The following is a 22,704-nucleotide window of genomic DNA, read 5'->3' as shown; positions in this document are numbered from 1 at the left end:
CAATGACTGACGCATTCACCTTCAAGGTGCTGGCGACCGACGGCAGGGCGCGGCGTGGTGCAATCACCATGCCGCGCGGGGAAATCCGCACGCCTGCCTTCATGCCGGTCGGTACCGGCGGCACGGTGAAGGCCATGTATATGGATCAGGTGCGCGGCGTCGGCTCGGACATTATCCTCGGCAACACCTACCACCTGATGCTAAGACCCGGCGCCGAGCGCGTGGCGCGGCTCGGCGGCCTGCATGAATTCGCCCGCTGGCCGCATCCAATCCTGACCGACAGCGGCGGCTTCCAGGTGATGTCGCTGTCGAAGCTGCGGAAACTGACCGAGAACGGCGTTACCTTCCGTTCGCATATCGACGGCGGCGCCTACGAGATGTCGCCGGAGCGTTCGATAGAGATCCAGGGGCTGCTCGATTCCGACATCCAGATGCAGCTCGACGAATGCACGGCGCTGCCGGCCAAGCAGAACGAGATCGAGCGTGCCATGGAGTTGTCGTTGCGCTGGGCCGAGCGTTGCAAGACGGCATTCGGCGAGCAGCCCGGCAAGGCGATGTTCGGCATTGTGCAAGGCGGCGACGTGCCGGATCTGCGGCTGCGCTCGGCGCAGGCGCTGAAGGCAATGGAGCTGAAGGGCTATGCGATCGGCGGGCTGGCTGTCGGCGAGCCGCAAGCGGTGATGCTGGAGATGCTCGACATCACTTGCCCGGAGCTGCCGGCTGACCGGCCGCGCTACCTGATGGGCGTCGGCACCCCGGACGACATTTTGAAGTCGGTGGCGCGCGGCATCGACATGTTCGACTGCGTGATGCCGACGCGGGCAGGGCGCCACGGCCTTGCATACACACGGCGCGGCAAGGTCAATCTGCGCAACGCCCGCCATGCCGACGATCCGCGTCCGCTCGACGAGGAAAGCGACTGCCCGGCCGCACGCGACTATTCGCGGGCCTATTTGCACCATCTGGTGCGCTCGCAAGAGGCGCTTGGGGCGATGCTCCTGACCTGGAACAATCTGTCCTATTACCAGCAGCTGATGCGCGACATTCGTGAAGCGATCGAGGCTGGCAGGTTCGCCGAACAAGCCGAGATCATCACGCAGCAATGGGCAAACGGTGACCTCGCCGTCCGGTAGGCATGCCCGCCAGGAATCCGGCTCCAGGGAGGAGTTGCCCCTGCCATGAACTGTTTTGAAACGACTGCCTAATAAGCATTGCCGGACGACATCGGGCGAGGATCAAGAACCTGTTCGTTTCGGGGCAAGTTTCAGTTCCTGGCACGCCGGTGCGGACGAACGGCATCGCTGCACCTTCGCCCTCCGTGGCTGTCCAGCAATGGACGGCGGGGTCGTTGCTTGCCGCTCTGATGATCGCCGTGACCGGCCTGGTCTTGCGCTCGCTTGGCGCGCGCGGCGACCTTTGGCTGGACGAGATCTGGAGCTTTGCGCTGATCGAGCCGCTGACCTCGATCGACCAGATATTCTGGCGCGTCAATCACGACAACAATCATTTCCTCAACTCGGTCTATCTCTATCTCATTGGCCCCGATGCTTCGCCGCTGATGCAGCGAGGTCTGTCGATAGCATTAGGTGTTGCCACGATCGCTGCGGCGGCAGCGAGCGCCGCATCGCGCGGACGACAGGCGATGATCGCCACAAGCCTGTTGTTTGCCGTGAGCTACCCAATGGTCCATTACGGCTCGGAGGCGCGCGGCTATGCCGGCCTTGTGCTGTTCACGCTGCTTTCGGTGGTTTTCTGGAGCGCCGGCTCGACAATAGACGGTGGTCTGGCGCGGCCTTGGCAGCGGCGATCCTTTTCGGCTTCCTGTGCCATCTCACCATGATCGGAATGGTGGCGGTCCTCGCAATCTGGACCGCTTGGCTCGCCTGGCAGCGTACGGCGAAGGTCGGCCGTGTCGTTGCGGACCTGGCGTCGATCTTCCTGCCGGGCTTGCTTGCCGTGCTGCCGCTGGCTGTCGGCGTGTTTGTCGGCTGCAGGCTGTTCGGCTTCAGTGTCGGTGGTGTTTCGCCGTTCTCGATTGCCGCCTTCGCGCAGTGCTATGGCGGGATGATCCGCTCTCTGTTCGGGCTGCCACCCTGGTTCGGCGACGGGCCCTACATCGTTGCCGCCTGCTGTCTTGTCGGCCTCTCCGCCGGTGTCTGGCGCGGTCGCCGAGCCAGCCTTCATGCGATCGGGATTATCGGACTGCCTTTGCTCATGGCGGCGGCGCATCTGCCCAACCTCGAGTTCCCACGCTATTTCATCATCAGCGGAACATTGCTGCTGCTCTGGGCCGGCGAGATGATTGGCCGCGGCCTGGATGCTCGCGGGACTGCAAGGCTACTTGCGATGGGAGCGCTTGCGATCGTGGTGAGTGGAAGCATTTCGTCGCTGCTCCAGCTCTATCAATATGGACGCGGCTCCTACGCCGCTATCGTCGATGAAATGACCAGGAACGGCGCAACCACCTATGCCAGCGACGGCAATTTCCGCACCCCCATTGTCGTCGACTATTTTGCGGCGCGAATGGATCGTCGGGCATTGCTGGTTCCAGACGACGGGATGTGCACCGAACGGCCCGCCTGGCTGGTCCTCGAGGGGGACGTGGACAAACAAGCCGAACATGTCCAACCGACGGCCGCATGCGCTCTGGCGTATGAACGGGCCGATGCGTCGAGGCATTGGGGGTTTTCAGGCCTGAGTTGGACGCTCTATCGGCGACAGGATTGAAACAACCCTTTAGGTGCTGAGCGACGTGGACGCACGCAGGCTGCAGCCGGTGATCCGAAAGCTGCCGTCAGGCTGTAGTTCGAGCGTGTAGACCGCCCCGTAGTCCTTGCCATCCGGGCCGACGATCAGCACTTGCTGGATGATCGAGGTCGGGCTCGTCTCGCGAACCTTGCCGAAGGAGTAGGTCTGCGGTTGGCGCACCGGCGGATAGCCTTTTGTCACCATGTTCATGAAGGTATCGACGGTCGGAAAGACGCGTTTCACATTCGGTGCGGCAAAGCTGTAGGCCGTCATTCCGTCATTGGCGATGAAGGCCCTCAACTGCCCATCGATGACCGTCTGCGCCGCTTTGACTTCGGCGTCGCCAGCAAAGGCCTGGGATGCGAAAATGAATGGAACGACTGCGAATGCGAAAAACGCGCGGCGCATGGCCTGTCTCCGTTGTCCCTGAGAAATCGCTGCCTGAAGGTACATGATACCATACGCTTTGCAGTGCTTCAGGGTTTCAGCCGAGCGCAAACATTCGGCGTGGCAGTCCGTGTCCAGACCGAGATGCATTGTCGAGGCGAGAACAGCCTGAGCGATTGCCGATGCTTGAAAGGCGAACGGCAGTCTGCCACAAGGGCCGCTCGATTATACCTAGAGCGTGCGATGTGAGCAGGACCAGGCAATGAAGGCATTTTTCGTGCAGATAAAGTGCGATCTGGGCAAGGCCTACGACGTTGCCAGCGCCCTGGCCGATGCCGAGATTGCTTCGGAAATCTACTCGACAGCCGGAAACTACGACCTGCTCGCCAAATTCTATGTCGACGACGAGGAAGACATCGGCCACTTCGTCAACGAGAAAGTGCAGATTCTTCCCGGCATCAAGGACACGTTCACGGTCGTCACCTTTCGCGCGTTTTGATCCCCATCCGGCATCTGCCCGGACACCAGGCAAAGCCTGATCAAGGCCCTATTGGTGCTGCCTTAATTTTAGGCAAGTGCGATATACTGATCGCCGGCGCCCAACAAATCACCGATTGCGCTTGATTTTCTCCAGCGAGGCCAGTGAAATGGCGCCACAGGGGAGTATGCGATTGGCAGCGTTCGATGAAATGCTTCCGGAAGTTTCCGGGCTGAGAAAACCGTATTCGGCTTACGATCGCTGGCTGAAGGAACAGGACCCGGCCAGACTTACCGAGAAGATGCAGGACGCCGAACGCGTCTTTCGTAAGACAGGCATCACTTTCGCCGTCTACGGCGAGCAGGAAGCATCGGAGCGGCTGATACCCTTCGATATCGTTCCGCGCATCATTTCGGGCAATGAATGGCGACGGCTGACGCAAGGCATCGAGCAGCGCGTCCAGGCGCTGAACGCCTTTCTCGACGACATCTACCATCGCCAGGAGATCTTGCGCGCCGGCCGGGTGCCGAAGGAGTTGATCGCCAAGAACGAGGCGTTCCTGCCCGAGATGATCGGGGTGCGGCCGCCGGCCGGCGTCTATACCCACATCATCGGCGTCGACATCGTACGCATTAGCGAGAACGAGTTCTACGTGCTGGAGGACAACGCGCGCACGCCGTCCGGCGTCTCCTACATGCTGGAGAACCGCGAGACGATGATGCAGCTCTTTCCCGAGCTGTTCCAGCAGATCAAGGTGCGGCCGGTTGAGAATTACCCGCAGCTCTTGCGCCAGTCGCTGGCGGCAGTGCGGCCGCAAAGCACCAAGGGCGCGCCGACCATTGCCGTGCTGACGCCGGGTAGCTTCAACTCGGCGTATTTCGAACATGCTTTCCTTGCCGACCAGATGGGCGTGCAGCTTGTCGAGGGGCAGGATCTGCGCGTCGTCGATGGCCATGTCGCGATGCGCACCACCGAGGGCTACAAGCAGATCGACGTGCTTTACCGGCGTGTCGACGACTCGTTCCTCGATCCGCTGACCTTCCGCCCCGACTCGGCACTTGGCGTGCCGGGCATTATGGACGTCTACCGCGCCGGCAACATCACGATCGCCAATGCGCCGGGAACCGGCATCGCCGACGACAAGGCGATCTATTCGTACATGCCCGAGATCGTCGAATTCTACACCGGCCGCAAGGCGATGCTCGGCAACATCCCGACCTGGCGCTGCTCGGAGCCGGACAGCCTGAAATACGTGCTCGAGCACATCGATGAATTGGTTATCAAAGAGGTCCACGGGTCCGGCGGTTACGGCATGCTGGTCGGTCCGGCGGCGACCAAGAAGGAATGCGAGGATTTTTCCAAAAAGCTCGCGGCAAAACCGTCGAACTACATTGCTCAGCCGACGCTGGCACTGTCGACCTGTCCGATCCTGACGGACAAGGGGCTGGCGCCGCGCCATGTCGATCTGCGCCCCTATGTGCTGGTTTCCGACCGTATCCAGATCGTGCCCGGCGGGCTGACCCGAGTAGCGCTCAAGGAAGGCTCGCTGGTCGTCAATTCCTCGCAAGGCGGGGGCACGAAGGATACGTGGGTGTTGGATGATTAGAGTGGAAGTAGCGAGTAGTGAATAGTGAATAGTGAATAGATAAGGATATGCGTCGTTAATGTTGGTGAAATGCCCTGAAGTGAAGCGCGCGGAATCGTGCCCTGGAATCTGGATAGTCACCATTCACCATTCACCTTTCACTATTCACCACAGGACCGCCTGACATGCTTCTCGGCCGCACCGCCAACGGGCTTTACTGGATGAACCGCTACATCGAGCGGGCGGAAAACATGGCGCGGCTGGTGGATGCCGGCTTGCGCATGGCGCTGACTCGTACTCAGAACGCTTCGGAGGAGTGGAATTCGGTGCTGCTCAGCGCCGGTTCGGACGCCAGCTTCACGCAGAAATATTCCGACTACACCGCCGCCAATGTCGCCGACTATCTGCTGCGCGACACATCGAACCCGTCCAGCACGATGTCGTCTATCGACACGGCCCGTAACAATGCCCGCATGGTGCGTACCGCACTGACGCGTGAAACCTGGGAAAGCATCAACGAAGCCTGGATGTCGCTGAAGCGGATGCTGGCCAAGCCGATCGACGAGCGCGACCTGCCCAACGCGCTCGACGCAATTAAGCGCGAGACGGCGCTGATCCGCGGCTCGTTCTACGGCACGATGCTGCGCAACGAGATTTTCGATTTCTCGCAGCTCGGCACTTATGTCGAACGCGCCGACAACACCGCGCGTATCCTGGATGTGAAATACTACGTGCTGTTGCCGTCGATCTCCTGGGTCGGCTCGACGCTCGACAACTACCAATGGGAATCGATCCTGCGCTCGGTGTCGGCGCACCGTTCCTATCGCTGGGTCTATGATGCCGACTACAAGCCGAGCAACATCGCCGATTATCTGATCCTCAACGTCCGCATGCCGCGCTCGCTGACCTTTTGCTACCGCTTCCTGACGGAGCATCTCAAATTCCTGGGTGACGACTATGGGGAGCGCCACGCCTGCCATGCGACGGCTGCCAAGACCCAGGCCATGCTGACGGCCGGGTCGATCAAGGATATTTTCGACGCCGGCCTGCACGAATTCCTGGCCAATTTCATCCGCGACAACACCAGGCTCGGCGACGAGATCGCGCAGGATTACAGGTTCTATTGAGCATGACCCCAAAAAGCGGAGACCGGTTTTCGGAAAAGCTCATGCTCCAGGGACGAGTGCGATGCGGCTGAAGATCACCCACCTGACGGAATACCGCTACGATGCGCCGGTGCACTATCTGTTGCAGCGTTTGCGGCTGCTCCCGGTGAACGGGCGCACCCAGACGGTGCTGTCCTGGGCGCTGAGGATCGAAGGCGCACGCGAGGAAGTGCGCTTCACCGACCATTTCGGCAATGATACCCGGCTGTTGAGCGTCGAGGGCGAGCGCGACTTCATCACCGTCGAAGCAGCCGGCGAAGTGGTGACGCGCGACACCGCTGGCGTCTGCGGACCGCACCAGGGTTTCGCGCCGCTCTGGCTGTTCGGCCAGGAAACGCCGCTGACGACGATCGGAAGCGGCATTCGCGAGCTTGCTGCCTCGGTCGGCAAGGGTACCGACATCGAAAGGCTGCACCGGTTGATGGCGGTGATCGGCGAGCGCGTCGCTTATACGCCGGACACCACCAACGTGACGACGCCGGCCGAAGAGGCCCTGGCGCTCAAGACCGGCGTTTGCCAGGACCACAGCCACATCTTCGTTGCCGCGGCGCGTGCCATGGATTTTCCAGCCCGCTATATCAGCGGCTACCTGATGATGGATGCGGCCATCGAGCAGGCGGCAAGCCACGCTTGGGCCGAGGCGCATGTCTCGGGCCTCGGCTGGGTCGCCTTCGATGTCGCCAACGGCATTTCTCCGGATGAGCGCTATGTGAAGGTGGCGACCGGCCGCGATTATCGCGACGCCACGCCGGTATCTGGAATTCGGCTGGGACAGGCGGAAGAACAGCTTGCGGTCACCGTCACCGTGGAGCAGTAATCCCCGGCAAGATTGTTGCCAAAGAGATTCGATGACCTATTGCGTCGGCCTGAAGATCGATCGCGGGCTCGTGTTCATGTCGGACACGCGCACCAACGCCGGCATGGATTCAATTTCGACCTTCAGGAAGATGCATGTCTGGGAAGAGCCGGGCGAGCGCGTCATCGTTTTGATGTCGGCCGGCAATCTGGCGACGACCCAGGCCGTGGTCAGCCTGCTCGACGAACGCACCAAGGCAGTGGCGGAGCGCCGTGCCACGCTGCTCGAAACGCCCTCCATGTACCAGACAGTCCGGTTGGTCGGAGACACCGTCAAGGAGGTCATCGCCAGTTCGTCGCCGGCTGGCGAAAAGGCGGATTCCTACTTCAACGCCTCCTTCATCCTCGGCGGTCAGATCAAGGGCAGCGCGCCGCGCCTGTTCATGATCTATCCGGAAGGCAATTTCATCGAATCGACCGACGACACGCCGTTCTTCCAGATCGGTGAGACCAAATACGGCAAGCCGATCATTATCCGCGCTTATGAAAAGACGATGAGTTTCGCCGAGACGGTGAAATTGCTGCTGGTGTCGTTCGACTCGACGCTGAAGTCGAACCTGTCGGTCGGCCTGCCGCTCGACCTGCTGTTCTATGAAAAGGACACTTTCAAGGTCGGCCTCAAAAAGCGAATAACCCAGGACGATCAATATTATCGTACGATCTCGGATAGCTGGTCGAACGCGCTGAAGACCGCCTTTGCCAGTCTGCCTGATTTTCCCGAATGAAAACCTTCGTTTTTCGTGCTCTTTGATCGCGGCTCGATGAGGCGCCACGGAGGCGAAGAAGATGAATAGCAACGAATTCCGCGAGTGGTCGCTACGAGCGGCTGAATGGGGCGTCGACTACAGAAACAGCCTTCGCGAGAGACCGGTGCGGCCGCTTGTCGAGCCGGGCGAAATCTTCAAAAGCGTCGATGCCGCGCCGCCGGAAGACGGTGAAACGATGCAGGCAATCTTCGCCGATTTCGAACAAAAGATCCTGCCTGGCATGACGCACTGGCAGCATCCGCGTTTCTTCGCCTATTTCCCGGCCAATGCGGCACCGGTCTCCGTCGTGGCCGAGTATCTGGTTTCCGCGATGGCCGCGCAATGCATGCTCTGGCAGACCTCGCCGGCGGCAACCGAGCTCGAGACGCGGGTCGTCGATTGGATGCGGCAGGCGCTTGGTTTGCCGGAGGGATTTTCCGGCGTCATGCAGGATTCGGCTTCATCGGCGACGCTTGCCGCCGTACTGACCATGCGCGAGCGCGCGCTCGACTGGCAAGGCAACAAGAACGGCTTGCAAGGGCAGCCGGTCGTGCGGATCTATTCTTCCGACCAAGTCCATACTTCTATCGACCGGGCGATCTGGGTGTCGGGCATCGGCGAGGCGAACCTCGTGCGCATTCCGGTCGCCGGACGCTTCCGCGCCATGCAGACGGCGGCTCTGGAAGCCGCGATCGTTACCGACCGCGAAAACGGCATGCTGCCGGCGGGCATCATCGCCAGCGTCGGCGGCACAAGTACCGGCGGCACCGACAATGTGGCGGCTGTTGCCGAGGTGGCGAAGCGGCATGGGCTCTACCTGCATGTCGATGCCGCATGGGCCGGCTCCGCCATGATCTGCCCCGAGTTCCGGCATTTCTGGACCGGCGCCGAAAATGCCGATTCCATCGTCTTCAACCCGCATAAATGGTTGGGGGCACAGTTCGATTGCTCGATGCAGTTCATTCGCCAGCCGAAAGACCTGGTCCGCACGCTGGCGATCAAGCCCGAATTCCTGAAAACGCATGGCCGCGACGGGGTCATCAACTACTCCGAATGGTCGGTGCCGCTCGGACGGAGGTTCCGCGCTCTGAAACTTTGGTTCCTGCTGCGTGCGCATGGCTTGGAAAATCTGCGGAACATGATCCGCAACCATGTCGCCTGGAGCGAGAGCCTCGCCGCGCGGCTGGCTCGGGAACCGGATTTCGAGATCGTCACGGAACCGATGCTGTCGCTATTCTCATTCCGCCATCTCGCAGCTGCGGCCATCGACTCTGACGAGCACAATTTGCGGTTGGTCAACGCGATCAACGATGACGGCCGCATTTACCTGACGCAGACCCGGGTGGACGGGCAGGTGGCGATCCGCTTTCAGGTCGGGCAGTTCGAAACGACTGCGGCGGACGTCGATACTGCTTTCGAGGTCGTCACTGAGATCGCGCGGGGGCTGAGTTGATACCCTCGTCGAGATTGCGCCGGAGCTTTTCTCTCTGCAGTCGCCCGATTTTCATTAGCCGGCCCATACCTGTTCATGGCTTTCGTTTTCAGCTATAGACGAGGAAAACGAAAATGAGAGGTTGCTAGATGTATCTGTCGCCGCGTCATTCCGAAATCATCCAGATGGCCAAGGACCATGGCCGCGTACTGGTCGAGGAGCTGGCGACGCATTTCAACGTGACGCCGCAGACGATCCGCAAGGATCTCAACGATCTCTGCGACCAGCGGCTTTTGTCCCGCATCCATGGCGGGGCATTGTTCCCCTCCGGCATCGAGAACATGGAATATGAGGCTCGGCGCAAGATCGCCGCCGAGGAGAAGGAGGCGATCGGCCGCGCAGCAGCCCGGCTGATCCCCGACAACGCGTCTCTGTTCATCAATATCGGGACAACGACGGAAGCTGTCAGCAAGTCGCTGCTCGATCACAGCGGCCTGATGGTCATCACCAATAACATCAATGTTGCCAACAGGATGCGCATATATCCTTCGATCGAGGTGGTGATCGCCGGCGGTGTCGTGCGCGGTTCCGACGGCGGTGTGGTCGGCGAGGCCGCGGTCGATTTCATCAGGCAGTTCAAGGTCGATTTTGCGGTGATCGGCGCCTCGGCCATCGACCATGACGGCGCACTGCTCGACTTCGATTTTCGCGAGGTGAAGGTGGCTCAGGCGATCATCGCCAACGCCCGACATGTGATCCTGGTGTCGGACCAGACCAAATTCGAGCGCACCGCGCCCGTCCGCATCGGCCATCTGTCGCAGGTCAACACCTTTATCACCGATCGTTGCGACATCCCGTCGGTGCGTAAGATCTGCCAGGAGGCAGAAGTTCAGCTGATCGAAACGTCGCTATCCTAGAGATGCCGTTGCGGCATCTTCCGCCTGTCATATTTCGTTTGACATTCGTTATCATTTCGAAATAATTCCTCTACGGTTTCGCAAGAACCCAAAAATGCTGCAATGCGAAATCGAGGGAGGATTCTTTGAGCGCATCACCGATTCATGACATTTTCGTCATCGGTGGCGGCATCAATGGCTGCGGCATCGCCCGCGATGCCGTTGGACGTGGCTTTTCGGTTTTTCTTGCCGAGATGAACGATCTGGCCAGCGGGACCTCTTCCGGCTCGACCAAACTGATCCATGGTGGCTTGCGCTATCTCGAATTCTACGAATTCCGTCTGGTGCGCGAAGCGTTGATGGAACGCGAGGTCCTGTGGAGGAACGCGCCGCATATCATCTGGCCGATGCGCTTCGTGCTGCCATACGCCAAGGGACTGCGTCCGGCCTGGCTCATCCGGCTCGGGCTTTTCCTCTACGACCATATTGGCGGGCGCAAATTGCTGCCGCCGACGAAAACGCTGGACATGGCCAAGGATCCGGCCGGCAAGCCGCTGAAGCCGCTGTTTCGAAAGGCGTTCGAATATTCGGACGGTTGGGTCAACGATGCCCGGCTGGTTGTGTTGAACGCCCGCGACGCTGCCGAGCGCGGCGCAACCATTCGAACCCGAACAAAGGTCGTCAGCGCACGCCGCGAAGGCGATCTCTGGATGGTCAGGCTTGAAAATGTGCGGACCGGCGATACCGAGGAGGTCAAGGCGCGGCTGCTGGTCAATGCCGCCGGCCCGTGGGTCGATCAGGTGCTGTCGGCCACCGTCGGCTTGAACGACGTGCACAATGTCCGCCTCGTACAAGGCAGCCATATCGTCGTGGGCAAGAAATTCGACGACCCACGCGCCTATTTCTTTCAGAACAAGGACGGGCGCATCATTTTCGCCATCCCTTACGAGGACGAATTCACGCTCATCGGCACGACCGATCGTGACTATCCCGGCGATCCGCACAACGTCAGGATCAATGACGCCGAGATCGACTATCTCTGCGCTGCGGCAAGCGAATATTTCGCGCAGCCGGTCAAGCCGTCGGATATCGTCTGGACCTATTCCGCGGTGCGACCGCTCTACGACGATGGCGCCTCAAAGGCGCAGGAAGCCACCCGAGACTATGTGCTGAAGGCCGATGGAGGCGAGGGTGCCGCCCCGATCGTCAACGCCTTTGGCGGCAAGATCACGACCTACCGCCGATTGTCGGAATCGATGCTCGAGAAGATCGAGGGTTTTCTCGGCAAGCGCGGCAAACCATGGACGGCAAACGCGCCGCTGCCCGGCGGTGACTTTCCCGTCACCGGCTTCGATGCCGAGGTGGCGAAACTGAAAACGGCGTACCCGTTCCTCGACGCCCGGCTGGCCCGCCGGTTGACCCAGCTTTACGGCACCCGCGCAAGGAAGCTGCTGGGCCTCGCCAAGTCGAACGTCGATCTTGGCCGTAACTTCGGCGCCGATCTCTACGAAGCCGAGGTGCGCTACCTCGTCGAAAACGAATGGGCGATGACTGCCGAGGATGTATTGTGGCGCCGGACCAAGCGCGGCCTGCGTCTCAGCTGTGAGCAGGCGGCAGTGCTCGACGAGTTCATGCGCGGAATAAGCCGGCAGCACGTAGCGGCTGCCGAATAGGAACGGCCGACCGATGCAGAAAGCCTGGGAGGAGGCATCATGCTTGAACTGAGAAACGTGACGAAGACGGTGGGTGCGGCGGAACATATCCGCGACGTCTCGCTGACGCTTCAGCACGGCTCGCTCAACGTCCTGCTCGGGCCGACGCTCTCCGGCAAGACCAGCCTGATGCGGCTGATGGCGGGCCTCGACGTGCCGACCTCGGGCTCGGTCTGGTTCGATGGCAAGGATGTCACCGGCATGCCGGTGCAAAAGCGCAACGTCGCCATGGTCTACCAGCAATTCATCAATTATCCGGCGATGACGGTCTACGAAAACATCGCCTCACCGCTGCGGGTGGCCGGCACGGATCAGGCAACGATCGACAGGGAGGTGCGCAATGCCGCCGCCCTTCTCAAACTAACGCCCTATCTCGACCGGACGCCTCTCAGTCTGTCGGGCGGCCAGCAGCAGCGCACCGCGCTGGCCCGCGCCATCGTCAAGAATGCCAGCCTCGTGCTGCTCGACGAGCCGCTCGCCAATCTCGACTATAAGCTGCGTGAAGAATTACGCGCGGAACTGCCGAAAGTCTTCGCGGCCGCCGGTACAATCTTTGTTTATGCCACGACCGAGCCGCACGAGGCCTTGCTGCTCGGCGGCAACACGGCAACGCTTTCCGAGGGCAGCATCACCCAGTTCGGGCCGACCATCGAAGTGTTCCGCAAACCGGTCGATCTGGTGACGGCGAGAACCTTCGCCGATCCGCCGCTCAACACCATCGTGCTTGCCAAGAAGGGCCTGGATTTCCTGCTCGAGGGCGGCGTGAAATTGCCGGTGCCGGCGGAACTCTTCGGCGTCGCCGATGCGATCTATACGATCGGCTTCCAGCCGCATCATCTGTCCCTCGATCGGCCCAACGCCGCCGCAGTGCCGGTGCGCGCAAAGGTGACGATCACCGAGATCACCGGATCGGAAAGCTTCATCCATCTCGATTTTGCCGATGCGCGCTGGGTCATGCTGACCCACGGCATTCGCGACTTCGAGCCGGACGAGGAGGTCGAGGTGTTCATCGACCCGCGCCACATCATGGTCTTCGACGAGCACGGCCGCGCGATGGCCGCGCCGAAGCTGGCGGCTTAGGAGGAAGCGATGGCGCGCATCGACGTCAATCATATCCGCCACTCCTATCTGCAGAACCCGCGCACGGATGCCGATTTCGCGCTGAAGGAAGTGCACCACACCTTCGAGGATGGCGGCGCTTATGCGCTGCTCGGCCCATCCGGCTGCGGCAAGACCACGCTGCTCAACATCATTTCGGGATTGCTGCATCCCTCGCACGGCCAGCTGCTGTTCAACGGCAGGGACGTGACCAATCTGTCGACCCAAGAGCGCAACATTGCCCAGGTCTTCCAGTTCCCGGTGATCTACGACACGATGACCGTCTACGACAATCTGGCGTTCCCGCTGCGCAATCGCGGCGTGCCGGAGGCCGACGTCGACCGTAAGGTGCGCGAGACGCTGGAGATGACCGGGCTGGCCGATATGGCCAAACGAAAGGCGCGCGGACTGACCGCCGACCAGAAGCAGAAAATCTCGCTCGGACGCGGGCTGGTGCGCTCCGACGTCAATGCCATCCTGTTCGACGAGCCTTTGACCGTCATCGACCCGCATATGAAATGGGTGCTGCGCTCGCAGTTGAAGCAGCTTCACCGCCGCTTCGGTTACACCATGGTCTACGTCACGCACGACCAGACCGAGGCCTTGACCTTCGCCGACAGGGTGGTCGTCATGTATGACGGCGAAATCGTGCAGATCGGCACACCGGCGGAGCTGTTCGAGCGCCCGCGCCACACTTTTGTCGGCTATTTCATCGGCTCGCCCGGCATGAATGTCATGCCGGTGGCGATCGACGGCAAGACAGCGAAGCTGGGCTCGCAGCAGATCGAACTGCCGGGCGTGCCCAAGGCGGGCGGCGGCGCCATCGAGCTCGGCATCCGTCCCGAATATGTGCGCCTGGGCAGCCAGGGCATGGCCGTCCGGGTCAGCAAGGTCGAGGACGTCGGCCGCCATAAGGTGGTCCGTGCCAATCTCGAAGGACGCGAGATCGCCGCCGTCATCGGCGAGGACGAGACAGTTCCGGCTGATCCGAAGGTGCGGTTCGACCCGGCCGGCATCAACATCTATGCCGATTCCTGGCGCGTCGAGATGGGAGCCTGAAGTGGAAAAGACCTGGAACAACAGAGCCTGGTTCCTGGTGCTGCCGGTGCTGCTGCTGGTGGCGTTCTCGGCGGTCATACCGCTGATGACGGTCGTCAATTATTCGGTGCAGGACACTTTCGGCAATAACGTCTTCTTCTGGGCCGGCACGGAATGGTTCGAGGAACTGCTTTCCTCCAGCCGCTTCTGGCAGGCGATGATCCGCAACCTTGTCTTCTCCTTCATCATCCTGGCGATCGAAGTGCCGCTCGGCATCTTCATTGCGCTCAATATGCCGAAGAAGGGTTGGGGCGTGCCTGTTTGCCTTGTTTTGATGGCGTTGCCGCTGCTGATCCCGTGGAACGTCGTCGGCACCATCTGGCAGGTGTTCGGGCGCAACGACATTGGCCTGCTCGGCTATTACGTCAACGCGCTCGGCATCGACTATAATTATGTGCAAGACCCATATGACGCCTGGGTCACGGTCATCATCATGGACGTCTGGCATTGGACCAGCCTCGTCGTTCTGCTCTGCTACGCCGGCCTGGTCTCGATCCCGGATGCCTTTTATCAGGCGGCCAAGATCGACGGTGCCTCGCGCTGGGCGGTGTTCCGTTACATCCAGCTGCCGAAGATGAACCGCGTGCTGCTGATCGCCGTGCTGCTGCGCTTTATGGATAGCTTCATGATCTACACCGAACCGTTCGTGGTGACCGGCGGCGGACCCGGCAACTCGACGACCTTTCTTTCGATCGATCTCGTCAAGACCGCGCTCGGCCAGTTCGACCTCGGCCCGGCGGCGGCGATGTCGCTGGTCTACTTCCTTATCGTCCTGTTGTTGTCATGGGTGTTCTACACCGTGATGACCAATTACGACGCGGAGCGCTGAGATGAGCCGCACCGAAGAGAGAGCCGATAGGGTGAGCGAGACGACAGCTTCGGAAGGGCTCGCCAGCACGCTACGGCAGGACGAGATCGCACGGCTGATGCGCCGTCGCGGCGAGGAGTCGCGTTGGTGGTGGATCGTGCCGACGCTCTACATCATCGTTCTGCTTTTGCCGATCTACTGGCTCATCAATATGAGCTTCAAGACCAATGGCGAGATCGTCTCGTCGCTGACGCTCTACCCGCACGCACCGACATTGGCGAATTACCGCACCATCTTCACCGACGCGTCCTGGTATTCGGGCTACATCAACTCGATCACCTATGTGGTTATGAACATGGTGATTTCGGTGGCTGCGGCACTGCCTGCTGCCTATGCCTTTTCGCGCTATCGCTTCCTCGGCGACAAGCATCTGTTCTTCTGGCTGCTGACCAACCGCATGGCGCCGCCGGCGGTGTTCGCGCTGCCATTCTTCCAGCTTTATTCGGCCTTCGGCCTTATCGACACCCACATCGCCGTGGCTCTGGCGCATTGCCTGTTCAACGTGCCGCTGGCGGTGTGGATCCTCGAAGGCTTCATGTCGGGCGTACCCAAGGAGATCGACGAGACCGCCTATATCGACGGCTATTCGTTCCCGCGCTTCTTCATCAAGATCTTCATGCCGCTGATTGCGAGCGGCATCGGCGTGGCGTGCTTCTTCTGCTTCATGTTCTCGTGGGTGGAGCTCTTGATCGCCCGTACGCTGACGACAACCGATGCCAAGCCGATCGCCGCGACCATGACCCGCACCGTTTCGGCCGCCGGCATGGATTGGGGGCTGCTCGCCGCAGCCGGCGTGCTGACGCTGATTCCTGGCGCGCTCGTCATCTGGTTTGTGCGCAACTACATCGCCAAGGGCTTTGCCCTGGGGAGGGTATGATGGAGCAGGTCGACAGAAGCCCATGGTGGTGGGCCGTGCTGCTTCTCGCCATAGTCGTCGTGGCCTGGGTGGCACTTCAAATCGATTTCGTGGCAATAACGGTAGGCTTCAGCGATCCGGCTAATATCCGCCTGTGGGGATTTAACCTCTCGTCCAACGTCGATTTTTCGTGGATGGCTTGGACGTGGCCGACCGCGGCCTTCTTTGGAACCATCTTTCTGCTGCTTTGCGGCATGGCGGTGTGGGAATACGTCTCGCCGGGCGGCAATCCGCGCGTCGGCGTGCTGCGGTTCGAAACGACGCGTGGCGACCGCCTGTTCCTGTCGCTGCTTGGCAGCGCCTTTATCCATCTCGCTTGGCTGGGTCTAGTCGGACCCAATCTGTGGTGGGCTCTCGCTCTCTCCGTGGTCTACGCCGTCGGCGTGTTCCGCTACGTATAGAGGGGGAAACTGTTGGAACGGCGGCGTGCCGGCCGCCGATCCAGATCGCACTTTGAACTTTAACAGTGGAGGAAATACATGCGACGGCAATTCTTGACATCAACAACTGCGCTTGTCCTATTGCTCGGGGCAAGCAATGCCTATGCCGGAATGGACGAGGCCAAGGCCTTCCTCGATAAGGAAATCGGGCCCCTTTCGACGCTTTCGCGCGCCGACCAGGAAGCCGAGATGCAATGGTTCATCGATGCCGCGAAACCTTTCGCCGGCATGGATATCAAGGTGGTTTCCGAAACCATCGCCACGCATCAGTATGAATCGCAGGTGCTGGCGCCGGCCTTTACGGCCATCACCGGCATCAAGGTTACGCATGACGTCATCCAGGAAGGCGACGTCGTCGAGAAGATCCAGACCCAGATGCAGACCGGCCAGAACCTCTATGACGGCTGGGTCAACGATTCCGATCTGATCGGCACGCACTGGCGCTACCAGCAGGTGCGCAACCTGACCGACTGGATGGCAGGCGACGGCAAGGATGTCACCAACCCGAATCTCGACCTGAAGGATTTCATCGGCACTTCGTTCACCACCGCGCCCGACAAGAAACTCTACCAACTTCCCGACCAGCAGTTCGCCAACCTCTACTGGTTCCGTTACGACTGGTTCAACGACGAGAAGAACAAGGCGGACTTCAAGGCCAAATACGGCTACGACCTTGGCGTGCCGGTGAACTGGTCGGCCTATGAGGACATTGCAGCGTTCTTCACCGGGCGTGAGATCGACGGCAAGAAGGTCTACGGCCATATGGACTATGGCAAGAAGGACCCCTCGCTCGGCTGGCGGTTCACCGACGCCTGGCTGTCGATGGCCGGCAATGGCGACAAGGGCATTCCGAACGGTCTGCCCGTCGACGAATGGGGCATCAAGGTCGACGAGAATTCGCGTCCGGTCGGTTCCTGCACGGCGCGCGGCGGCGACACCAATGGTCCGGCTTCCGTCTATGCCATCCAGAAGTACCTCGATTGGCTGAAGGCCTATGCACCGGCGGAAGCCCAAGGCATGACCTTCTCCGAATCGGGGCCAGTTCCGGCGCAGGGCGCGGTTGCCCAGCAGATCTTCTGGTACACCGCCTTCACCGCCAGCATGGTCGACGCCAGCGCCAAGGCGGTGCTGAACGACGACGGCACGCCGAAGTGGCGCATGGCGCCGTCGCCGCATGGCGTCTACTGGAAGGACGGCATGAAGCTCGGCTATCAGGACGTCGGTTCCTGGACGCTGATGAAGTCGACGCCGACCGACCGCGCCAAGGCCGCCTGGCTCTACGCGCAGTTCGTCACCTCGAAGACGGTCGATGTGAAGAAGAGCCATGTCGGCCTGACCTTCATCCGCGAGAGCACGATCCACGACAAGAGCTTCACCGAACGTGCGCCAAAGCTCGGCGGCTTGATCGAGTTCTACCGCTCGCCGGCACGCGTCCAGTGGTCGCCGACCGGCACCAACGTGCCGGACTATCCGAAGCTGGCACAGCTCTGGTGGCAGGCGATCGGCGATGCTTCGTCGGGCGCCAAGAGCGCGCAAGAAGCAATGGACTCGCTCTGCGCCGAGCAGGAAAAGGTGATGAGCCGCATCGAGAAGTCGGGCGTCCAGGGCGATATTGGCCCGAAGATGGCCGAAGAGCATGACCTCGCCTACTGGAATGCGGACGCGGTCAAGAAGGGCAATCTCGCTCCTCAGCTCAAGATCGAGAACGAGAAGGAAAAGCCGGTCACCATCAACTACGACGAGCTGGTGAAGAGCTGGCAGCAATAGGACCGTTTGATGCGGGCGTCCGCGCCCGCATCGCCATGCTCAGGGGAGGCGGCATGTTGCCGTCTCCCCTGTTTGCGTGAACGGCTCCGCGCCATCCGGCGTCGAGACATCGTTGCACCTTGAAGTCGCTTCGACGGGAGAGAGAATGACCGGATATATCCTTGCAATCGACCAGGGGACGACATCGAGCCGGGCGATCCTGTTCGACGACAAGATGATGGTCGTCGGCAGCGGGCAAAAGGAATTCACCCAATATTATCCGGCCTCCGGCTGGGTCGAGCACAATCCCGAGGAGATATGGGCAAGCGTCGTGGAAACGGTGAACGCCGCGCTGAAGACAGCCGGCCGCAACGCAGCGGAAGTCGCCGCGATCGGCATCACCAACCAGCGCGAAACCGTCGTCATCTGGGACAAGGAGACCGGCAAGCCGATCCACAACGCGATTGTCTGGCAGGACCGCCGCACCGCGCCGCTATGCCAGAAACTGAAGAAGCTGGGGCTGGAGAAGAAATTCACGAAAAAGACCGGCCTGCTGCTCGATCCCTATTTCTCCGGCACCAAGATCGCCTGGATGCTGGACAAGGTGAAGGGCGCCAGAAAACGCGCCGAGAAGGGCGAACTGCTGGCTGGCACCATCGACAGTTTCCTGATTTGGCGCCTGACTGGCGGCAGGGTCCACGCCACTGACGCCACCAATGCCTCACGCACACTGGTCTACAACATCGAACAAAACGCTTGGGACAACGAGCTGCTGGCCATTTTCGGCATACCTGCAAGAATGCTGCCGCAGGTGAAGGATTGTGCCGATGATTTTGGAATCACCGACAAAAGCCTGTTTGGTGCAGAGATCAGAATCCTCGGTGTGGCCGGCGACCAGCATGCGGCGGCGATCGGCCAGGCCTGTTTCGAACCGGGCATGATGAAATCCACCTACGGCACCGGTTGCTTCGCGCTGCTCAACACCGGAAGCGATCTGGTGCGTTCTAGGAACCGGCTTTTGACCACCATCGCCTACAGGCTGAACGGCAAGACCACCTATGCGCTGGAGGGCTCGATCTTTATCGCCGGCGCCGCCGTGCAATGGCTGCGGGACGGCATCAAAGTGATCGGCAAGGCCGAGCAGAGCGGCAAATTGGCGGCGGAAGCCGATCCAACGCAGAACGTCTATCTGGTGCCGGCTTTCGTCGGGCTCGGCGCACCGCACTGGGATGCCGAGGCGCGCGGCGCCATCTTCGGGCTGACCCGCAATTCGGGGCCGGCGGAATTTGCCCGCGCGGCACTGGAATCCGTTGCGTTCCAAACACGCGACCTGCTTGACGCCATGCGCAAGGACTGGAAGGCCGCCTCGGCCAAGACCGTCCTCAGGGTCGATGGCGGCATGGTGGCGTCGGACTGGACCATGCAGCGGCTGGCCGACATTCTCGATGCGCCGGTAGACCGGCCGACAATTCTCGAGACGACCGCGCTTGGTGCGGCATGGCTGGCCGGCTCGAAGGCCGGTGTCTGGCCGAAGGCGCGGGAATTCGCCAGGAGTTGGGCGCTCGAGCGCCGGTTCAAGCCGGACATGGATGCTTCGACACGTGCGGCCAAGCTGGCCGGTTGGCGCCACGCTGTGCGCAGGACGCTAAGTACGCAATAGGCAGGGATGCCCCGATGCCCGGGATTCGCACTAATGAAAAACCCGCGCCGTTTCGGGCGCGGGCTTGCAGCCTCTAATCTGGGACTCAGTAAGGCGACCGGCACTGCCGGCGCGGACCGTAATTGGGCTGGTAAGTGTTGTCAGAAGCGCGATAGCTCCGATAACGGTCATAGCACCACTGCACGTGGGCATCGCCACGATAGACACGATTCTGGTTGACGATCGCGCCGGTAATCAGCGCTCCGGTAGCAAACGCAGCCAGCGGGAACCAGAAGTCGCCGTGACGGCGATAGCCGCGACGATATTCGCGATAGCCGCGATGGCCACGCCAGTACATGCCGTCGTCACGCGCAAAATTGCGACGGAAATCGCGACGCGAGAAATCGCGATTGAAATTCCGGTGCCTCCGCCACGGCTCGTACTGGACGGTCTGGATATTCGAGGTGAGCCCCTGGGCCGGGGGCGCATAGCTGGGCTGAGCGTTGACTGGCACGATCTCCGCGGCAGCGAATGAGATCGAAAGAGTGGTCGCCAGCAGGCCCGACATGATCCTATTCATGGTCTTCTCCTTGAAACGCATGTCCCTTATCGCGGGAAACGGGCAGGTTGCGCAAATTGTTCCGCCAAAAATCCCAAGTTGCTGATCCGCAAAGGTTCTTCCGATTCGTTGCTTGTGCTTGTCCCGCAAAAGCGCGAGCTTCGGCCTTGCGCGGGAGGGAGGCCGTTCCCTCGACGCCGAGGCGCTTCGCAAGGCATGACGACACTGCTGGAAAGCCCGGTGTGCGAGCCGTCTTTTTCTGGTTGACCGGCAGAGGCACTCTCCCTATGTTCCGCGCAATTTCGAGGGCGGCCTTTCTGAGCCCGCGGGAGCGCGTAGCTCAGCCGGTAGAGCAACTGACTTTTAATCAGTAGGTCATGGGTTCGAATCCCATCGCGCTCACCAAAATCCGATGGTCTATTCTGGACACATAGGTTACATTTTATACCGGAGACATGGGTAACACTTTTGGCCCGAAGGGGTTTTGGAGTGGTTCGAGCCTGCATGTCTTATCATCAAAGTATCCCAAATCATGATGCATGAAGGAGACGAGCCAAATGACCGTCGTCACTTCCTTGATGCCGAGCCTTCACCGGCGAGCACGGTGGAGACGTTGTTTTTCTTTCGATGCAATGCAGATGCGGCCGCAGGCGGTGACGAGAATAACACCGGTCAGGGATTCTGGCTGGACACACTTGCTCACGGATGACAATTGTCCGCGCTGAAATGTTGGGGGAACATATGATAAATGAAGAAGAACTTGAAGCAATTTGGGCCGACGATCTGCTAGGCCGCAAACAAGATGCATCATTCTTACAGCAGTTTTTGGTAGCTCGAGTTACCGAACGCCAAGCAGCAGGAAAGACCGGGTCGTATGTCATCGATATCGACGCTCAGTGGGGCGCTGGAAAATCGTTCTTTGTCGACCGATTTGCCACTCAATTAAAAAAATCTGGACACCTCGTGGCAACAGTGAATGCTTGGCGGGATGATCATATGGATGATCCATTTGTGGCTATACTAGCTTCGATTGATGCTGCGCTTGCTCCGTTCACAAAGAAAAAGTCCGACAAAGCGTCAGTGACTTGGAGCGCAGTTAAAAAGAGCGCCACTCCTATAATTGGACGAGTTGTTGCAGGCGCGGCGAAGACGCTAGTCAAACGATACACTGGCGAAAGCGTGGATGCGTTGCTTGAGCACGTTACTGGAGCCGATGAGACCAGAGAGGGTATCGTGAAAGCTGAAAAGGCGGGATCTCTGATAGATGATGTTGTCTCGTCTGCAGCTGAAGTTGCCTCAATCGAGATCGAACGTATAATCGATCAAAGCGCCGAACAGCTAATCGAAATCTTTCAGCGGAAAAACGAGGCAATCCTGGATTTTCGTATCAAGTTAGAAACGGCCCTTGTTGCTCTTTCGGAAGTCAAGCTTCCATTGTTCGTCTTGATCGACGAGTTGGACCGTTGCCGACCATCATACGCGATCGCTCTTCTGGAGCGGGTGAAACACCTGTTCGACGTTGATAATGTCGTTTTCGTTTTCGCTAACAACAGCGAGCAACTCAAGCACACTATTTCGGGCGCGTATGGCGAATACTTTGACGGGTTCCGCTATCTAAAGAGATTCTTCGATAGAACCTATGTGTTTGAAAGGCCCTCTCTGGACGAGTTCATTAAGACCCTACTAGCTGACGTAGACGTCAAGAAACTCAGGTCTCCAATACAAAGCCCATCCGATTTCCTTGTAATCGCATCCGATCGGTATGGCATGGAGCTTCGTGAGGTGCAGCATGTTCTGGACATTGTTCGAACCGTGACCACCATTTGGAGTAGTACGATCCCTATCGATCTGGTGCTTCTGTTCCCCCTTGCAACCACATTTTACCGCACTGGAAATGTCGAGTGGGACTCTGTCAAAATGCCAGACAACTCCACAATCGCGCTGGGCATGCGGTATGCTCGCGGGCTTTCCCCAAGATACGAAAGAGAACTCGCCCCCCGTGAGTTCTCTATCTCGGAAGCGTTCAAATTGTCGACAGAGATATTTGATTCTATGCAAAAGATGATGGACTTTGGAAACTCAGATTCAATATCGCCAACTGCGGATTACGTCAGAATGACTTTTACGCCGGAATGGAATGGGGTGCGCGTCATGCGCGACGCCCCCAGCATACAGCGACAACTCGCTGGATTTGTTCGCAGTGCGGGTAGGCTGGCGCAGGTCGAGTTCGGCCTAAAGGAAGCTTCGTAACGATAGTGTTGAAAAAGTCCGGGTTGCAGCAGTCCTGAAGCACTTCTCTATTCGGCATGTTGAGGTCAAGCGCTTTCGAGCTTGC

Annotated in this window: 21 protein-coding genes, 1 tRNA gene and 1 pseudogene; 20 read left to right on the top strand and 3 right to left on the bottom strand. The window is 60.0% G+C overall.

The features are described from left to right. The first annotated feature begins 2 nt into the window (after positions 1-2). The 3 genes from tgt (at position 3) to NKI97_RS19570 (ending at position 2,727) form a co-directional block, all read left to right on the top strand. Complete coding sequence (tgt, locus tag NKI97_RS19580) at positions 3-1,133, top strand: tRNA guanosine(34) transglycosylase Tgt (protein WP_352448774.1); 1,131 nt, start codon at positions 3-5, stop codon at positions 1,131-1,133. Between the two features lie 215 nt (positions 1,134-1,348). Next, positions 1,349-1,840 carry a hypothetical protein gene (locus NKI97_RS19575; protein WP_352836081.1) on the top strand — a complete coding sequence of 164 codons (492 nt, stop codon included), beginning with the start codon at positions 1,349-1,351 and terminating at the stop codon, positions 1,838-1,840. Beyond that, positions 1,795-2,727 (top strand): hypothetical protein, encoded by a 933-nt coding sequence (locus NKI97_RS19570; RefSeq protein WP_352836079.1) that lies wholly within the window; start codon positions 1,795-1,797, stop codon positions 2,725-2,727. The genes NKI97_RS19575 and NKI97_RS19570 overlap by 46 nt, the downstream gene beginning before the upstream one ends. A gap of 9 nt (positions 2,728-2,736) precedes the next feature. On the opposite strand, the gene NKI97_RS19565 is transcribed toward NKI97_RS19570, so the two are convergent. Beyond that, positions 2,737-3,156, bottom strand: a complete 420-nt coding sequence (locus NKI97_RS19565) for a DUF4864 domain-containing protein (RefSeq protein ID WP_352836162.1) — start codon at positions 3,154-3,156, stop codon at positions 2,737-2,739. Positions 3,157-3,397: 241 nt separating this feature from the next. Between NKI97_RS19565 and NKI97_RS19560 the strand changes: the two genes are divergently transcribed. The 15 genes from NKI97_RS19560 (at position 3,398) to glpK (ending at position 19,831) form a co-directional block, all read left to right on the top strand. Beyond that, positions 3,398-3,634, top strand: coding sequence for an Lrp/AsnC ligand binding domain-containing protein (locus NKI97_RS19560; protein WP_023674883.1), 237 nt, complete (start codon positions 3,398-3,400; stop codon positions 3,632-3,634). A gap of 172 nt (positions 3,635-3,806) precedes the next feature. After that, on the top strand, positions 3,807-5,219 hold the full coding sequence (locus NKI97_RS19555) for a circularly permuted type 2 ATP-grasp protein (RefSeq protein ID WP_352448777.1): 1,413 nt from the start codon (positions 3,807-3,809) through the stop codon (positions 5,217-5,219). Between the two features lie 164 nt (positions 5,220-5,383). Then, positions 5,384-6,325, top strand: coding sequence for an alpha-E domain-containing protein (locus NKI97_RS19550; RefSeq protein ID WP_352448778.1), 942 nt, complete (start codon positions 5,384-5,386; stop codon positions 6,323-6,325). 61 nt (positions 6,326-6,386) lie between these two features. Then, positions 6,387-7,181 (top strand): transglutaminase family protein, encoded by a 795-nt coding sequence (locus NKI97_RS19545; RefSeq protein WP_352448779.1) that lies wholly within the window; start codon positions 6,387-6,389, stop codon positions 7,179-7,181. A gap of 31 nt (positions 7,182-7,212) precedes the next feature. After that, positions 7,213-7,944 carry a proteasome-type protease gene (locus NKI97_RS19540; RefSeq protein WP_352448780.1) on the top strand — a complete coding sequence of 244 codons (732 nt, stop codon included), beginning with the start codon at positions 7,213-7,215 and terminating at the stop codon, positions 7,942-7,944. A gap of 61 nt (positions 7,945-8,005) precedes the next feature. After that, on the top strand, positions 8,006-9,418 hold the full coding sequence (locus NKI97_RS19535; protein WP_352836075.1) for a pyridoxal phosphate-dependent decarboxylase family protein: 1,413 nt from the start codon (positions 8,006-8,008) through the stop codon (positions 9,416-9,418). Positions 9,419-9,546: 128 nt separating this feature from the next. Beyond that, positions 9,547-10,314, top strand: coding sequence for a DeoR/GlpR family DNA-binding transcription regulator (locus NKI97_RS19530; RefSeq protein ID WP_023674889.1), 768 nt, complete (start codon positions 9,547-9,549; stop codon positions 10,312-10,314). Between the two features lie 125 nt (positions 10,315-10,439). Beyond that, on the top strand, positions 10,440-11,966 hold the full coding sequence (gene glpD / locus NKI97_RS19525; RefSeq protein WP_352836072.1) for a glycerol-3-phosphate dehydrogenase: 1,527 nt from the start codon (positions 10,440-10,442) through the stop codon (positions 11,964-11,966). A gap of 39 nt (positions 11,967-12,005) precedes the next feature. After that, complete coding sequence (locus NKI97_RS19520) at positions 12,006-13,085, top strand: ABC transporter ATP-binding protein (RefSeq protein WP_352448782.1); 1,080 nt, start codon at positions 12,006-12,008, stop codon at positions 13,083-13,085. Positions 13,086-13,094: 9 nt separating this feature from the next. Then, entirely contained in the window at positions 13,095-14,162 is a 1,068-nt protein-coding gene (locus NKI97_RS19515; protein WP_352455722.1) for an ABC transporter ATP-binding protein, read from the top strand. 1 nt (position 14,163) lies between these two features. After that, a complete protein-coding gene (locus tag NKI97_RS19510) occupies positions 14,164-15,030 on the top strand; it encodes a carbohydrate ABC transporter permease (RefSeq protein WP_023674893.1) in 867 nt (288 codons plus the stop codon). A gap of 1 nt (position 15,031) precedes the next feature. Next, on the top strand, positions 15,032-15,946 hold the full coding sequence (locus NKI97_RS19505) for a carbohydrate ABC transporter permease (protein WP_352448784.1): 915 nt from the start codon (positions 15,032-15,034) through the stop codon (positions 15,944-15,946). A 173-nt stretch (positions 15,947-16,119) separates the two neighbouring features. Continuing rightward, positions 16,120-16,386, top strand: a complete 267-nt coding sequence (locus NKI97_RS19500) for a DUF2160 domain-containing protein (protein ID WP_031193610.1) — start codon at positions 16,120-16,122, stop codon at positions 16,384-16,386. Positions 16,387-16,464: 78 nt separating this feature from the next. Next, a complete protein-coding gene (locus NKI97_RS19495; protein WP_352682868.1) occupies positions 16,465-18,192 on the top strand; it encodes an ABC transporter substrate-binding protein in 1,728 nt (575 codons plus the stop codon). 145 nt (positions 18,193-18,337) lie between these two features. Continuing rightward, positions 18,338-19,831: a glycerol kinase GlpK gene (glpK, locus tag NKI97_RS19490; protein ID WP_352836069.1), complete on the top strand. Its 1,494-nt coding sequence runs from the start codon at positions 18,338-18,340 to the stop codon at positions 19,829-19,831. Between the two features lie 85 nt (positions 19,832-19,916). On the opposite strand, the gene NKI97_RS19485 is transcribed toward glpK, so the two are convergent. Beyond that, positions 19,917-20,390 (bottom strand): BA14K family protein, encoded by a 474-nt coding sequence (locus NKI97_RS19485; RefSeq protein ID WP_352744256.1) that lies wholly within the window; start codon positions 20,388-20,390, stop codon positions 19,917-19,919. Positions 20,391-20,698: 308 nt separating this feature from the next. On the opposite strand from NKI97_RS19485, the gene NKI97_RS19480 reads away from it, so the two are divergent. After that, positions 20,699-20,774 (top strand) — tRNA-Lys (locus tag NKI97_RS19480). 37 nt (positions 20,775-20,811) lie between these two features. Here NKI97_RS19480 and NKI97_RS35515 read toward each other — a convergent pair. After that, positions 20,812-21,033: pseudogene (locus NKI97_RS35515) on the bottom strand (IS481 family transposase); the annotation flags it as partial. Positions 21,034-21,110: 77 nt separating this feature from the next. Between NKI97_RS35515 and NKI97_RS19475 the strand changes: the two are divergent. After that, positions 21,111-22,619, top strand: a complete 1,509-nt coding sequence (locus NKI97_RS19475) for a KAP family P-loop NTPase fold protein (RefSeq protein ID WP_352836066.1) — start codon at positions 21,111-21,113, stop codon at positions 22,617-22,619. Positions 22,620-22,704: the final 85 nt, after the last annotated feature.

This window comes from Mesorhizobium sp. M0296 (assembly GCF_040321675.1).
Classification (GTDB): Bacteria; Pseudomonadota; Alphaproteobacteria; order Rhizobiales; family Rhizobiaceae; genus Mesorhizobium.
The sequence above is the reverse complement of the archived record's forward strand: the minus strand, read 5'-3'. Positions and strand labels throughout refer to the sequence as shown.